A 14426-nucleotide genomic window follows, 5' to 3' on the forward strand; every position below is an offset into this window, starting at 1 on the left:
TAACTAGTATTTGGTAGCAGTTTTATTTATTATTCTAGCATTACATTATTCAAACGTTACAGCATGTAACATCAATCCAGACGCAGGCGCTATAAAATCCATAACTTCTGTGCTTTCAGGTTTTAACGAGTTTTCAATGTAAGTCAAATCCACTTCTCCTCTACCTAATTTAATAAGTGTTCCCATCATCAAACGAATTTGGTTTCGTCCAAACCCCTTTCCTTTAACAATCAATGTATATGTGTGTTCTGGGAAAAAATTCGCAGTAAATAGCGTGTTTTCGACAAGCACACAACTATCAATCGTTCTTTCGTATAGCCCTTTATCTGTGGCTCTAAAACAATAAGGCTTAAAATTATGTGTACCTTCAAAACATTTAGCACCTTGCTTCATGATTTCGATATCTAAATCATCAAGAATAGTCGTCATAATTGGAGCACAAAACGGATGACACTTCTTACCATAAGTAAACAAATACACATAGGTTTTAATTTTTGAATGCTGTATGATATTAAAACTGGCATCAACTTCTTCAATAGTCAAGGCTCTTAAATCTTGTGGAAGATTATGATTAAACAATTCTAAAAACGCTGTTTCATCTTCAATCTTTTCGTAGACAAAGAGTTCAAAAGCAGATTCGTTCGCAGATACCATGGCGTCTGTACGTCCAGAACCTAATGTTTTAAACGATGCGCCATCCAAAATAAAATTTAGCGTTCTATCAATCATCAAATGAATTGTTTTCAGCTTGGGCTGTTTCTGCCAACCATGAAACCGATAACCTAAGTATTGAATCTTTATTAAATAATAAAAGCGTTTATTGAACATATAAGCAAGAACGTTATTTTGTAAGTTTTTACAAAATTTTTGGAAGTATACTTACATCCATCACTATAATCGCGTAAAGGGAGTTTATGTTTTCTAAACTGTATCACTACAAGTTATAAAATAAGCCGCTATAATCAATAATTATAGCAGCTTAATAGATTGGTTGTTTTTATCTTTTTATTGAATGATCAATTTATGCCTTCGTATTTCGTTGTTAGTATTAATTAACTCTAACATATAAATACCAGTACTTAATGCGCTTACATCGATACTATTTTGATTAGTAGCACTGTTTAGAGTATTTAAAAGTACCATACGACCATTCGTGTCATATAATTTACTTTTAGTTTCTTGTTGCAATTCGCCAGAAATAATAATTGTTTTATCTCTATTATTGCTATAGATGTTTAAAATCTCTAAGGTCGACTGAACAACATGAAGCACATCAGTGTCGAACCTAAGGAAAAAACGACCAGTACCAGATAAATCAGTAGTTGGTGTGTATATGAAATCATTGGTGTTTAACAGTGTAACTGTATTAGCAACTGTATCTTCCAAATAAATATCTATAGTATCTGGCATATCTGTTTCAGTAATGCTAATAGTGATTTCTTGTCCTTGGGTGACAGTAATACCTAATGGAACGGCAATATCATACATAGCATTAGGACCAAATGACTGAATCGCGAGATCCAGACCTGTGTCATTTTCAACTAAATGTGAATAAATAGAAAATGAATATGGTCCACCATAAAGTGCGGCATCATATCCAGGATCAAATCCACTTGAGGCATTACTATTAAAGTAAAAATCGGTACTGAAATTTGAATTACCAGAACTCATCCTTAATTTTATATGTCCGTAATGAGGAGAAGATGGGGTTGCTTTTCCTGAGATAAAATCGTCAGATGTGCCAACACAACGCATCGATGTTGTAAAGTCTATTAAACCCCCTCCTGATTTCGCTTTCACAAAAAAGGCTTGGCCGGGCGCGATGATTTCGGTTATTGTTGGAGAATCAATTGTTGCTTGATTCCAAACTGTCCAGCCGTCTGATGCATCTCCGTCATAACCATAAATTGCTCGATAGGATGCACCATCAAATTGTGATTTATTTAAGTTAAAAAATGTATCAAAATCGAGGTAGGACGGATACGGATTACCAATTAAATTCCATCCATCACCAGAAGATGCATCTGAGATTGGAATACCTAATACATCATTAGTTTGTACTAATCCAGAAAAGGTTAATGTACTTCCATCAATTGTTGCTACTCGATATCCAATACCAGATTCAATTATTGTAGTGGCGTTATTGATGACATCATAGTTTTGATAAACTCCAGTTGCTGTATTATATGGAGCAAAAGCCCTTAAAAATCCAGATGCAGCTAGATCATCAACATTAACTAAAGCGAAATCTTCAAACAACTGATTGGCAACTGGAGACGAAATCAAATCATTAGTCCCAATTTCTGAGGCATACCGATGGTAATTAACAGTGCCAATAATTGTTCCGTCAGCGATTAAACTGGAAAACATTAGAGATGTAGAGTTTAAATCAATAACTGATGACGTTAGGGTTGCACCAGCATCAATACTAATTGCTGCTCCAGGATTAACTACTAAGTTATCACAAACTGTGTTAGCGGAAATATTTACAGTTCCTGATTCTATAATAATAGTATCAATTGAAGTTGCTGTTCCTATTGGACTACTGGGAAGCCAACCATCATCGTAGGTATAAGTAATTGGCAATAATCGTTTTAAGCGTTCGTCTCCATCAGAAGGGTTTAGATGGTTAGTTTGTTGGAGTGTGTTTTGTTTTTGGATGTTAAATCCAAATTTTTCTTGTGCACTTGAAAATTTGTAGAGACACAAAAAAAATAAAAAAACTAAAGTAGGTGTAAAGTTTTTCATAAGATTTGGTTGTTAAATTTGTTAAACTAATTTTTGTTTATTTAAGTTAACAAAACCACCAAAAAAAATCGATGAAATTTAATATTATTCGATGAAAAAGAATAATAATCGATTATCTGCTAAAATACCCGACAAAAGACATAATTACTTTGTGTTTCTTTGTTCTAAAATTGACATTACATTGTTAATATTAAAGCCTTTAGCCTGTAATAGAATTAAATAATGAAATAACAAATCGGCACTTTCATTCAAAAATAAATCATCATTATTGTCTTTGGCTTCAATCACAACTTCAACGGCTTCCTCTCCTACTTTTTGTGCAATTTTATTGATACCTTCAGAAAATAATGAAGCCACATAGGATGTGTCGTCAGAGGCATTTTGTTTTCTATCAGAAATTATAGATTCTAATTTTGATAAAAAACTATAATCCTGATTATTGTCTTCAGCCCAGCATGTATCTGTACCTTTGTGACAGGTTGGTCCATTTGGATTAACTTTAATTAAAAGTGTATCACCATCACAATCAAGTTTAATATCTACAAGATTTAGACTATTTCCACTGTCTTCCCCTTTAGTCCATAAACGCTGTTTTGTTCTGCTAAAAAATGTTACCAGTTTCGATTCTAATGTTTTATTTAATGCTTCCTCATTCATATACCCCATCATCAGTACGTTGAGTGTTGTAGCATCTTGTATAATGGCAGGTACGAGTCCGTTATTTTTGTTATAATCTATTTTCATTGTCTTACAATCAGTTATTAATGTTAAGTCTATATGGTATTATGCTTTTATAGTCGTACTGGAATTTGATTCTTATTCAATTCTTTTTTTAAATCCGAAATTGAGATTTCACCAAAATGAAATACGCTCGCTGCCAATGCTGCATCTGCATGTCCTATTTTAAAAGCATCTACAAAATGTTCAGTACTCCCCGCACCTCCAGAAGCAATAATTGGAATATTAACCAGCTTAGAAAGTTGAGCTAAAGCTGGATTTGCAAAACCTAATTTGGTGCCATCATTGTTCATAGACGTAAATAATATTTCACCTGCTCCGCGATACGCCACTTCTTTAGCCCAATCAAATAAATTAATGGTAGTTGGAATCGTTCCTCCAGCCAAATGCACCATCCATTCACCATCTACTTGCTTGGCATCTATAGCTACCACTACGCACTGACTTCCAAATTTGCTAGACAATTCATTTATTAAATTAGGAGATGTCACTGCACTAGAATTAATTGAGATTTTATCTGCGCCACAATGCAGAAGTTGCGCAACATCTTCTACAGATGAAATACCGCCACCAACCGTAAAAGGGATATTAATCTGCTCGGCTACTTTTAGAACCATATCGCGCATTGTTTTTCGCCCTTCTATGGTTGCCGAAATATCTAAAAACACAAGTTCATCTGCTCCAAAATGAGCATATTGCTTAGCCAATTCTACCGGATCACCAGCATCACGTAAGCCTTTAAAATTTATGCCCTTAACTGTTCTACCGTTTTTAATATCAAGGCATGGGATAATTCGTTTTCTTAGCATCTTTATAAATGTGTTTCTAAATCTCTTAGCAAAATATGTCCTTCATAAATCGCTTTACCAATAATAGCAGCTTCACAGCCTAAATCCTCTAAAGCATTCAAATCTGAAATTGAAGTTACACCTCCAGAAGCAATTAATTTTACGTTTTTAGAAGACCTTGTGCTATCCATTTTTGTTTCTCCCTGATTTAAAATACGCCTATAAAGATCAAATGAAGGTCCATCAAGCATTCCATCTTTGGCTATATCTGTACAAATAATATAGTCAATGCCCTCTTTTACATAGTTATTAATAAACGGGATAACATTTTGATTACTGGATTCGGTCCAGCCACTAACCGCTATGTTTTCGTTCATGCAATCGGCTCCTAAAATAATTCTGGTACTTCCATATTTAGAAATCCATCCCTTAAAAAGTTCAGGGTTTTTAATGGCAATACTGCCTCCAGTAATTTGTCTAGCACCCGAATTAAATGCAATGTGCAAATCCTCGTTAGTTTTTAAACCACCACCAAAATCAATTTTCAGTTTTGTTTTAGACGCTATTTGTTCTAAAATTTTATAGTTTACAATATGACTGGCTTTGGCGCCATCTAGATCTACTAAATGTAAATACTGAATTCCATAAGACTCAAACTCTTTGGCAACCTCAAGCGGGTTTTCATTATAAATCTTTTTAGACTGATAATCGCCTTTAGTGAGGCGTACACATTTACCATCTATGATATCAATTGCTGGTATAATTCTCATAATTCTAAAAAGTTTTTTAATAATTGTTCTCCTGCTAAACTGCTTTTCTCTGGGTGAAATTGCACACCATAAAAATTATCTTTTCTTAAAGCCGATGCATAATTCATCCCATAGGTAGAAGTTGCAATGCATTGATCATTCATTTCGGCATAGAAACTATGTATAAGGTACATAAATTCATGTTCTCTAATATTCCTAAACAAATCCGACTTTAAATTATCAATAGTATTCCAACCCATTTGAGGTACTTTCACATCATTAGAAAAACGTTTCACGTTCACATCAAAAATTCCCATTCCATCAGTATATCCTTCTTCAGATGCATTACACATTAATTGCATCCCTAAGCAAATTCCCAACACAGGTTGTTTTAATTGAGGAATTAATGTATCTAAACCGCTTTGCTCAAGCATTGCCATAGCAGAACTCGCTTCTCCTACACCAGGAAAAATAACTCTATCTGCTTTGGTTATACATTCGACATGATTAGAAAGTTTCGCATCAATACCAAGTCTCTTAAAAGCAAACTGAATGCTTTTTATATTACCTGCTCCATAATCGACAATCACTACATTCATTATAATACTCCTTTTGTTGATGGTAAGATCATTCGGTCCATATCACGTTTAACTGCCATTTTAATTGCTTTCGCAAACGCCTTAAAAATTGCTTCAATCTTATGGTGTTCATTGGTGCCTTCTGCTTTAACATTCAAGTTACATTTCGCACCATCAGTAAATGATTTAAAAAAGTGAAAGAACATTTCGGTTGGCATTTTTCCAATCATTTCACGATTAAACTCGGCCTCCCAAACCAACCAGTTTCTACCTCCAAAATCAATCGCTACTTGAGCCAAACAATCGTCCATTGGTAATGTAAATCCGTAACGTTCTATTCCAAGTTTATTACCTAGTGTTGCAGCAAACACCTCGCCTAATGCAATGGCAGTATCTTCTATGGTATGGTGTTCGTCAACATCTAAGTCACCTGTAACATCAATAGCCAAATCCAATTGACCATGACGCGCTATTTGATCGAGCATATGATCAAAAAATGCAATTCCAGTAGATACATTACTTTGTCCATTTCCATCTAAATTCAAATCAATTTTAATCTTTGTTTCATTAGTATTCCTTATAATAGAACCTGTTCTATCTTCTGTTTTTAGAAAATTATATATCGCTTCCCAATCGTTACTTTCCAAAGCAATAAATTCATTTAGAATTTCATGTTTAACGGTTATTTCATTGGTTCCCAAATTGGTATCATCATTAATATAAATCCCTTTTGCACCTAAGTTCTTAGCCAGCTCAACATCGGTCAAACGATCGCCAATTACATAAGAATTAGTTAAATCATAATCTGATGAAAAATACTTAGTTAATAAACCAGTATTAGGTTTCCGTGTTGGCGCATTATCATTGGCAAATGTGCGATCAATATATTGTTCCTTAAACTCAATGCCTTCTGCTTTAAATGAGTTTATCACAAAATTATGTACTGGCCAAAATGTATCTTCAGGATATACAGAAGTACCTAATCCATCCTGATTGGTAATCATAACAATATCAAAGTTTAATTCTTTAGCAATTTTCCCTAAGTATTGAAATACTTTTGGATAGAACTCAAGTTTATCAAATGAATCTATTTGTTCATCTGATGGTTCTTTAATAATGGTTCCGTCTCTATCTATAAATAATACACGTTTCATTGGATTTGTTTTAAAATTGAAATTAGTTTAGAATTTTCCATTTCCGAACCTATAGTTAGTCGCAGGCAATTGTAGCAACCAGGCAAGTTCGTTCTATTTCTTACCACAATACCACTAGCAATAAGTTGATTGTATCGCTTGGTTGCATCATCGACTTTTACTAAAATGAAATTAGCATCAGAGGGATACACAACATCAACAAATGAGATATGCTCTAAAACTTGCAACAATCGACTTCGTTGGTTTAAAATTTCCTTAATTTCTAAGGACAAGCGCTTTTGATCCAGTAAACACTCTAATGCCTTTTGCTGAGTTAGTTTATTAATATTATATGGTGGTTTTATTTTATTAATTACAGAAATGATATAAGACGACGCATAGCAAATACCCAATCTAATCCCAGCCAAACCATAAGCCTTAGACAAGGTTTGAATCACTATCAAATTTGGAAATTCATCTAAGCGATTCGACCAACTCTTTTTTTCTGTAAAGTCTATATATGCTTCATCGATAACAACTATACCTTCAAAATCACGCAATACTCTTTCTATAGATTTTGAAGTAAAACTATTTGCTGTTGGGTTATTTGGAGTACACAGAAAGATCAACTTTGTACGAGAATTTATGGCATTCAAAATAGCGTTAATGTTTGGCTGAAACTGATCATTTAACGGAACTTTTAATAGTTCAATGGCGTTCATATTTGCTAAGACTTCGTACATGCCATATGTTGGAGGTAGTGTTATAACATTGTCTGTATTTGGTTCGCAAAACACTCTAAATATTAAATCTAAAACTTCATCACTCCCATTTCCTAAAAGCATACATTCTGAAGGGATATTTTTAATATCAGATAACGTACTTTTTAATTCAGATTGTTGTGGGTCTGGGTAACGATTAACGCCATTGTCAAATGGATTTTCGTTGGCATCCAAAAAAACAAGGTCATCTGAAGTACTTTTATATTCATCTCTAGCCGAAGCATAGGGTTTTATAATTTTAATATTAGCTCTTATTAAGTTATCTATTGGTTTCATTTCAAATCGTTTAATCTTATGGATACTGCATTTTTGTGGGCTTGTAAACCTTCGGCATCTGCCATAAGTTCTATAGTATTTCCAATGTTTATAATTCCTTCTTTTGATATTTTCTGAAACGTTATGCTTTTTGTAAAGCTGTCTAGATTTACTCCAGAATAAGCTTTGCAAAATCCATTGGTTGGCAGTGTATGATTTGTTCCTGAAGCATAATCTCCTGCACTTTCAGGTGTGTAGTTTCCTATAAATACTGAACCAGCATTTTCAATATTTTCAATAAAGAAATCCTCATCTTTTGTACAGATAATAAAATGTTCTGGAGCATATTCATTAATAATATCCAAAGCAATGTCATTGGTTTCAACCCAAATAAATTTCGAATTATTGATAGCTTTCTGAGCTATATCAAACCTTGGAAGAAGAGTGATTTGCTTCGATATTTCAAACTGAACTTTTGCTATAAAACCTTTTGAAGTGGAAATGAGAATAACTTGACTATCTGGACCATGCTCTGCCTGACTTAATAAATCTGAGGCCACATAATTAGCTTTAGCTGTATCATCTGCCACAACTAATAATTCGCTTGGTCCTGCCGGCATATCAATAGCCACTCCGTATTTGGTTGCTAATTGTTTGGCAACGGTTACAAATTGATTCCCTGGACCAAAAATCTTATAAACCTTTGGAATTTCTTTGGTACCAAATGTTAAGCCTGCAATCGCTTGAATTCCTCCAACCTTAATAATTTTAGTAACACCACAAAGCTGCGCCGCATACAAAATTTCATTAGCTATTTTTCCCTCGGCGTTTGGAGGTGAACATAAAACAACCTCCTTACAACCAGCGATTTGAGCAGGTATTGCTAGCATTAAAACCGTAGAAAACAATGGTGCAGTTCCACTAGGAATATAAAGACCAATTTTTTGAATAGCTCGTTTCTCTAACCAACAATCAACGCCCTTGGTTGTTTGTAATGCTACAGGACTAGTTACTTGTGCACTATGAAAAGAGGTGATATTGTCCTTAGCCGTTTTAATGGCTGCTTTTAAATCTTCATCTATATATTCTGATGCAGTCATTATTTCATCTTTAGACACTATGGCTGTATTTAAAGTTGATCCGTCAAATAATGCTGTATACTTTAATATAGCTGTATCACCATGCCGTTTTACATCATTAAAAATATTAACAACTGTACTCTCAATGTTATCGACTGTTTGGGTAGGACGTTCTAAAATCTTAGACCAATCTTCTCTATTTGGGTTTATTATCGTTTCCATTACAATACCATGTTTTCAATTGAACATACTAAGATTCCCTCTGCTCCATTTAACTTCAACTCATCTATAACATCCCAAAATTCGTATTTATTAATTACAGAATGTAACGAACTCCAACCCTCTTGAGCCAGTGGTAAAATAGTTGGACTATTCATGCCTGGTAACATATCAATAATAGCATCTAATTTTTCATTAGGTGCATTGAGTAGTACATATTTATTTTGGCGTCCTTTTAAAACAGATTGCAAACGAAATTGGAGTTTGTCTAGTATAATTTGACTTTCCGAAGAAATTAAAGGCGATACTCCAAGTACAGCCTCAGATTTTAATAATACATCAACTTCTTTTAATCCGTTCTTAAATAAAGTGCTGCCACTAGAAACGATATCTACTATAGCATCTGCCAATCCAATGTTTGGTGCAATCTCAACAGAGCCGTTTATAATATGAAGTTTAGCATTAACATTATTATCTTTTAAAAAGGTATTGACAGTATTGGGATATGATGTTGCTATACGCTTACCTTCTAGATCTGATATAGAATTATAGTGGTTTGATTTGGGTACTGCGATTGATACCTTACAAGAAGAAAACCCCAGTTTTTCTAATATGGAAATGTCATTTCCTTTTTCAACAAGAAGATTTTCTCCAATGATAGCGGCATCTACAATGCCATCTCTTAAATATTGAGGAATGTCTCCATTTCTGAGATAAAAGACTTCTAGTGGAAAGTTTTTTGCTGAAACTTTTAATTGATCTCTGCCATTATCTATAGCGATACCAACATCTTTCAAAAGCTGCATTGAGTTGTCGTGAAGTCTTCCCGATTTTTGAATTGCAATTTTTAATTTACTCATTTTGGTTTGTTTTTGTTTGAGTAAATCGTTTCGGGTACCTAAAGCATAGCACTAAAAAAAAACCGTTTGATTTACTCAAACGGTTTTCTTAATATCTTGATTTTATTCAATACATTTTCAGCTCGCTTGAGTGCCAGAATGAAAATGATGATGATGTAATTGAATAAAAGTCATGTTTTCTTTTGTTTGAACAAAGGTTGCAAATTTTATTCTAAAATTCCAAATCCTTTTTAAATTATTATGATTTATTTAATATTAAACTTATTTCGGACAGGTTGTCCAAGGTAATCCGCATTGGTCTTTATAGCCTAACCATCCTGTTACTTGCTTTTTACCTACTCCAAATTTTACCTTAGCCCATAATCCATCAACCTCGATAACATTTACCTTTTGAAAATTGTCGAGTCTATGAATTTTATTTGAATTCAACGAGGGTAAATCATAAATATACACTTGATGCGTTTCATCATAATTATCAACATCTATTAAGAAGTTTACATTTTTCACCCAATAGTTTTCATAGTTGTATTGCTTTTTTGATGATGGTAAACGGCTAATGTTTTTAATCTTAAACCAGCCATAGTCACTATTTAGAATTGTTAGTTTATACCATGCGTTTTTATCATTAATATTATATAATGAGTCTACTACTTTACCATTTATATCATCATAAATAAGTAGCGGTTTTTTAACATCCTTATTATAATAGCATTCTACATAATTAGATCGCTCAGCATAAGATTCACCTGTAAAGAGCAAACTAAAACAACATAATATAGAAATAAGAACTGTTTTCATTTATAGTTTATTGATTTCCTAAAATTATTGGCATCCCAGAATCTCCAGAGCCTATAACGATAATCTTACTATTTGGAGATTCGGATAATTTAATTGTTGCTTCAATACCCTTATCCTGAAGGATTTTATCTGTTAGAGATGCGCTTAAGATTCTATTAGCTTCGGCCTTACCTTTGGCTTCAATAATCTGCTTTTGTGCTTCTTTATCTGCTGTTACTAACCTAAATTCGTATTCTAATGATTCTTGTTCTTGTTTCAGTTTACGTTCAATCGCTTGTTTAATTGTAGGTGGCAATGTCACATCACGCACTAAAACTGAATTTAATTGAATAAACTGAGGTTCCAAAATCTTTTTGGTTTCTTCAAAGATCTCATTTTGAATAGCGTCACGCTTTGTTGAGTATAACTGCTCTGGTGTATATCGACCAACAACACTTCTCGTCGCAGAACGGATTGCAGGTATAATCACACTTTGTAAATAATCTTCACCTCTTGTTTGGTGAAGTTTAGCAACAGATGCAGTTGTTGCTTGATATAATACAGAAGCATCTAGTTTAATTTCTAAACCATTAGATGATAAAACTGACATTTCTCTTTCAAACAATTCTTGCTGTCTTACATTGTAAACAAAAACCTTATTCCAAGGCGCAATAATGTGAAACCCTTCATCTAAAGGAGCTTCGTCTGTAACTACACCATCACCTAGGGTTTCATAAAGAACACCACGTTCTCCAGAACCTATTGTAACCGCAGATTTTACTAATAATATGATTAATACGACTACTACAAAAACAATTGGTAGTGCAATTTTTGGTAATTTTTCCATGATTTATTTATGTTTAATTTTTAGTTAATTATGATTTGTAAAGGTATTTTAAAAATCGTACTTAATTATATAAGTCCGTTATATTTCCTTATAAACCACTCGGCACTAAGGCTCAATATGATTAGAGCAAGAAGATATTTCCAATCAATCAAAGGTACAACTTTTTTGGTGCTTTTTTGAATCGTTGCAAATCTCGAATCATTTAATAGGTTGTTGATTACAGCGTTTGTATTATCAATAAAATATGATGTTCCATTACTGGTTTCGGCCAAACTTTGAAGTTTGGATACATTGGCATTTAAAAACTGTTGCTCAACATTATAATCCAATATCTTAAGCTCTCCCGATTTTGATATATTTTCGTTATTCACTTTAACTGTGAACGAATAATTTCCAGCATCAAGACCACTTAAATCGACTTCATAATTTGTGTTTTTCAATACAAACGGAAACGATTGTGTTTCATCTGTATCTTTATTTTTTAAAGTGATATTTAAATTGGCATTATCTTCAAATTCATAATTTTTATTAAAGAATTGAGCGGCAATCTTCACGTTATCATTACCGTTATAAAACGATTCGTAATTTACGTTTAAACGTGTACGACGCTTATTAGTACTTAGATACTGTACCAATTTACCAATGAAATTATCAAAAGTATTAAACGAGTCTTCATTTAAAAATGCTTGGGCTCTCCATCTCCAAATACCTTCCCCTAGAATAAGTGCCTCGCGTCTATCATTAATTTCAAACGTTGCGAATAAAGGTTCATCTATTTCCGTACCATTAATGGTCTTATATAAAATGGTTTCAAAAGGTACGCTAAATGTTGTTTCACCGAACTCTGCAGTTAATGGCGGAAATTCGCTAAAGTTTAAATTATCAACTATAAATGTGGCATAATTCTGATTTAAACTTGGTTGATATTCTTCAATTTGATTGGTGAGTTGTTGTTTATAATTTGATTGTAGCTGGTTTAAAAGCGACCAATTTGTTTTAGTACCAGCAATAACAATTTTATTTAATTTTAAGCGATCAATTTCTTTAAATAATGCCCTAAAATTATTTGTAGGCTGGTACACAATAACCAATTGAAAATCGCCAGACGCGCTTAAAAATTCAGTTGTAGATAAGATTTCAGCTTTTCGTTGTTCGTTACTCTCTATCGATTTTTTCAAAGCCCCTAAATCTGGGTGTAATATATCCGATACAATAGCCACATTTGTTTTTTGATCAATAACTTCGACAGCAAAATTTTTGACATTATTAATAGTATTCTTCTCATTGTCTAAGGGAACAACTTGTGCTCTATAACTTGTAACACCAACGCTGTTGGCTGGAAGTGTTAAATTCACAATTCGAGAAGTTTCAGATTTACTAAAACTTATGGGTTGAGAAAATACAGTTGTAGTTCCAGACGTTATTCTAAGTTGTGTATTAACAGGAGAATTACCATTGTATGTTGCAATAACTTCAACAGGAAATTTGTTTTTGAGATAAGCATAACGATTAACATTTAGTTGCTGAATTTTCACATCAGTATATGTCGTTGTATCTCCCAAAATAATCGGAAAAACTGGTTGCTTATAACGTTTAGTTGCATAGGCATAATCATTGCCGTAGGTTTGATTACCATCAGAAATAAGAAGTGTTGGAGCAATAGAATTATTGTATACTTCTGCCAAACGTTTAAAAACCAATGCCATATTTGATTGTTTCTCGTCAAATAAAAGTGAATCTGCTTGATGAATCTCTTTTCCGAAGCTATAGAACTCTAGATTAAAATTAGAATTGAGTGCTTCATTGGCCTTTAAAGCATTTATAAAATCGGTCGAATTTTGAGATTGATTAAGATAGTCTATAGACTCAGAATTATCAATGGCAACGACCAGATTTGGTTTTTCATTAAAATATGTGATTTTATCAAATTTCGGATTGATAAGTAACATAAAAATTGAAAACAGCGTCACAAACCTAAGGGCTGACAACAACCAAGATCTGAGACCTTTAATTTTCGATTTATAAGCATACTGAAAAAGCGCTAGTAATAGCGCTATAATTCCAGATATAATAATATATGTTATTGTTTCCGTTTGCAATTAATACCTTATCTATTATGTTAGCATTCCACCATCAACATTAAGCGTCTGACCTGTAACATATGCACTCATGTCACTTGCTAAAAACACACAAGCATTGGCAATATCTTCTGGGCTTCCACCTCTTTTTAACGGAATTGCAGCCCTCCATCCTTTCACTGTATCTTCATCTAACTTTGCCGTCATTTCAGTTTCAATAAAACCTGGAGCGATAACATTACTTCTAATGTTTCTCGAACCCAATTCTAAAGCCACGGATTTTGAAAAGCCTATAATACCAGCCTTAGAAGCCGCATAATTGGTTTGTCCAGCATTACCTTTAACACCAACAACAGAACTCATATTAATAATTGAGCCTTTACGTTGTTTTAACATGGTTCGCTGCACAGCTTTAGTCATATTAAATACAGATTTCAGGTTCACTTCTATCACTTTATCAAAATCTTCCTCTCCCATTCTCATAAGGAGGTTATCTTTTGTGATACCTGCATTGTTGACTAAAATGTCAATACTTCCAAATTCGGTTAAAACCTCCTCTGCTAGTTTTTGAGCATCTTCAAAATTGGCAGCGTTGCTCTGATATCCTTTAGCTTTTATACCCTGTGTATTTAGCTCTTTCTCTAAAGCATTAGCTGCTTCAACAGAAGAGCTATATGTAAATGCAACGTTAGCGCCATGTTGTGCGAAAACTTCGGCTATACCTTTACCAATTCCTCGGCTAGCGCCTGTAATTATTGCAGTTTTTCCTTCTAATAATTTCATTTGATACTATTT

General features: G+C 33.4%; 14 protein-coding genes. All 14 read right to left on the reverse strand.

The window, feature by feature from the left end; translation table 11 throughout:
• Positions 1-45: 45 nt before the first annotated feature.
• Entirely contained in the window at positions 46-828 is a 783-nt protein-coding gene (locus tag Q0893_RS08925) for a tRNA pseudouridine(38-40) synthase TruA (RefSeq protein WP_298901823.1), read from the reverse strand.
• 177 nt (positions 829-1005) lie between these two features.
• A complete protein-coding gene (locus Q0893_RS08930) occupies positions 1006-2748 on the reverse strand; it encodes a T9SS type A sorting domain-containing protein (protein ID WP_299274577.1) in 1743 nt (580 codons plus the stop codon).
• 144 nt (positions 2749-2892) lie between these two features.
• The gene (gene hisIE, locus Q0893_RS08935) at positions 2893-3492 is read right to left on the reverse strand and encodes a bifunctional phosphoribosyl-AMP cyclohydrolase/phosphoribosyl-ATP diphosphatase HisIE (protein WP_299274580.1); all 600 of its coding nucleotides are present in this window, start codon (positions 3490-3492) and stop codon (positions 2893-2895) included.
• Positions 3493-3539: 47 nt separating this feature from the next.
• Positions 3540-4295, reverse strand: coding sequence for an imidazole glycerol phosphate synthase subunit HisF (hisF, locus tag Q0893_RS08940; RefSeq protein WP_299274583.1), 756 nt, complete (start codon positions 4293-4295; stop codon positions 3540-3542).
• Positions 4296-4297: 2 nt separating this feature from the next.
• On the reverse strand, positions 4298-5044 hold the full coding sequence (hisA, locus tag Q0893_RS08945) for a 1-(5-phosphoribosyl)-5-[(5-phosphoribosylamino)methylideneamino]imidazole-4-carboxamide isomerase (protein WP_299274586.1): 747 nt from the start codon (positions 5042-5044) through the stop codon (positions 4298-4300).
• On the reverse strand, positions 5041-5622 hold the full coding sequence (gene hisH / locus Q0893_RS08950; protein ID WP_298901830.1) for an imidazole glycerol phosphate synthase subunit HisH: 582 nt from the start codon (positions 5620-5622) through the stop codon (positions 5041-5043). The genes hisA and hisH overlap by 4 nt, the downstream gene beginning before the upstream one ends.
• A complete protein-coding gene (gene hisB, locus Q0893_RS08955) occupies positions 5622-6755 on the reverse strand; it encodes a bifunctional histidinol-phosphatase/imidazoleglycerol-phosphate dehydratase HisB (protein WP_299274590.1) in 1134 nt (377 codons plus the stop codon). Before hisB ends, hisH begins: the two co-directional genes overlap by 1 nt.
• Positions 6752-7792: a histidinol-phosphate transaminase gene (gene hisC, locus Q0893_RS08960; protein WP_299274593.1), complete on the reverse strand. Its 1041-nt coding sequence runs from the start codon at positions 7790-7792 to the stop codon at positions 6752-6754. The genes hisB and hisC overlap by 4 nt, the downstream gene beginning before the upstream one ends.
• Complete coding sequence (hisD, locus tag Q0893_RS08965; protein ID WP_299274596.1) at positions 7789-9072, reverse strand: histidinol dehydrogenase; 1284 nt, start codon at positions 9070-9072, stop codon at positions 7789-7791. Before hisD ends, hisC begins: the two co-directional genes overlap by 4 nt.
• Positions 9072-9929: an ATP phosphoribosyltransferase gene (gene hisG / locus Q0893_RS08970; RefSeq protein WP_298901836.1), complete on the reverse strand. Its 858-nt coding sequence runs from the start codon at positions 9927-9929 to the stop codon at positions 9072-9074. The genes hisD and hisG overlap by 1 nt, the downstream gene beginning before the upstream one ends.
• Before the next feature lie 261 nt (positions 9930-10190).
• Complete coding sequence (locus Q0893_RS08975; protein ID WP_299274600.1) at positions 10191-10727, reverse strand: SH3 domain-containing protein; 537 nt, start codon at positions 10725-10727, stop codon at positions 10191-10193.
• Positions 10728-10734: 7 nt separating this feature from the next.
• The gene (locus Q0893_RS08980; protein ID WP_299274603.1) at positions 10735-11553 is read right to left on the reverse strand and encodes a prohibitin family protein; all 819 of its coding nucleotides are present in this window, start codon (positions 11551-11553) and stop codon (positions 10735-10737) included.
• Positions 11554-11618: 65 nt separating this feature from the next.
• Positions 11619-13652 carry a VWA domain-containing protein gene (locus Q0893_RS08985; protein ID WP_299274607.1) on the reverse strand — a complete coding sequence of 678 codons (2034 nt, stop codon included), beginning with the start codon at positions 13650-13652 and terminating at the stop codon, positions 11619-11621.
• A gap of 15 nt (positions 13653-13667) precedes the next feature.
• Complete coding sequence (gene fabG / locus Q0893_RS08990) at positions 13668-14414, reverse strand: 3-oxoacyl-[acyl-carrier-protein] reductase (RefSeq protein ID WP_298901845.1); 747 nt, start codon at positions 14412-14414, stop codon at positions 13668-13670.
• Positions 14415-14426 lie beyond the last annotated feature (12 nt).

This window comes from uncultured Psychroserpens sp. (genome assembly GCF_947494225.1).
Classification (GTDB): domain Bacteria; phylum Bacteroidota; class Bacteroidia; order Flavobacteriales; family Flavobacteriaceae; genus Psychroserpens.

What these genes read in the sequence shown, in the direction of transcription:
- Q0893_RS08925 (WP_298901823.1), bottom strand. Translation starts at nt 828, where the DNA reads ATGTTCAATAAACGCTTTTATTATTTAATAAAGATTCAATACTTAGGT.
- Q0893_RS08930 (WP_299274577.1), bottom strand. Translation starts at nt 2,748, where the DNA reads ATGAAAAACTTTACACCTACTTTAGTTTTTTTATTTTTTTTGTGTCTC.
- hisIE (WP_299274580.1), bottom strand. Translation starts at nt 3,492, where the DNA reads ATGAAAATAGATTATAACAAAAATAACGGACTCGTACCTGCCATTATA.
- hisF (WP_299274583.1), bottom strand. Translation starts at nt 4,295, where the DNA reads ATGCTAAGAAAACGAATTATCCCATGCCTTGATATTAAAAACGGTAGA.
- hisA (WP_299274586.1), bottom strand. Translation starts at nt 5,044, where the DNA reads ATGAGAATTATACCAGCAATTGATATCATAGATGGTAAATGTGTACGC.
- hisH (WP_298901830.1), bottom strand. Translation starts at nt 5,622, where the DNA reads ATGAATGTAGTGATTGTCGATTATGGAGCAGGTAATATAAAAAGCATT.
- hisB (WP_299274590.1), bottom strand. Translation starts at nt 6,755, where the DNA reads ATGAAACGTGTATTATTTATAGATAGAGACGGAACCATTATTAAAGAA.
- hisC (WP_299274593.1), bottom strand. Translation starts at nt 7,792, where the DNA reads ATGAAACCAATAGATAACTTAATAAGAGCTAATATTAAAATTATAAAA.
- hisD (WP_299274596.1), bottom strand. Translation starts at nt 9,072, where the DNA reads ATGGAAACGATAATAAACCCAAATAGAGAAGATTGGTCTAAGATTTTA.
- hisG (WP_298901836.1), bottom strand. Translation starts at nt 9,929, where the DNA reads ATGAGTAAATTAAAAATTGCAATTCAAAAATCGGGAAGACTTCACGAC.
- Q0893_RS08975 (WP_299274600.1), bottom strand. Translation starts at nt 10,727, where the DNA reads ATGAAAACAGTTCTTATTTCTATATTATGTTGTTTTAGTTTGCTCTTT.
- Q0893_RS08980 (WP_299274603.1), bottom strand. Translation starts at nt 11,553, where the DNA reads ATGGAAAAATTACCAAAAATTGCACTACCAATTGTTTTTGTAGTAGTC.
- fabG (WP_298901845.1), bottom strand. Translation starts at nt 14,414, where the DNA reads ATGAAATTATTAGAAGGAAAAACTGCAATAATTACAGGCGCTAGCCGA.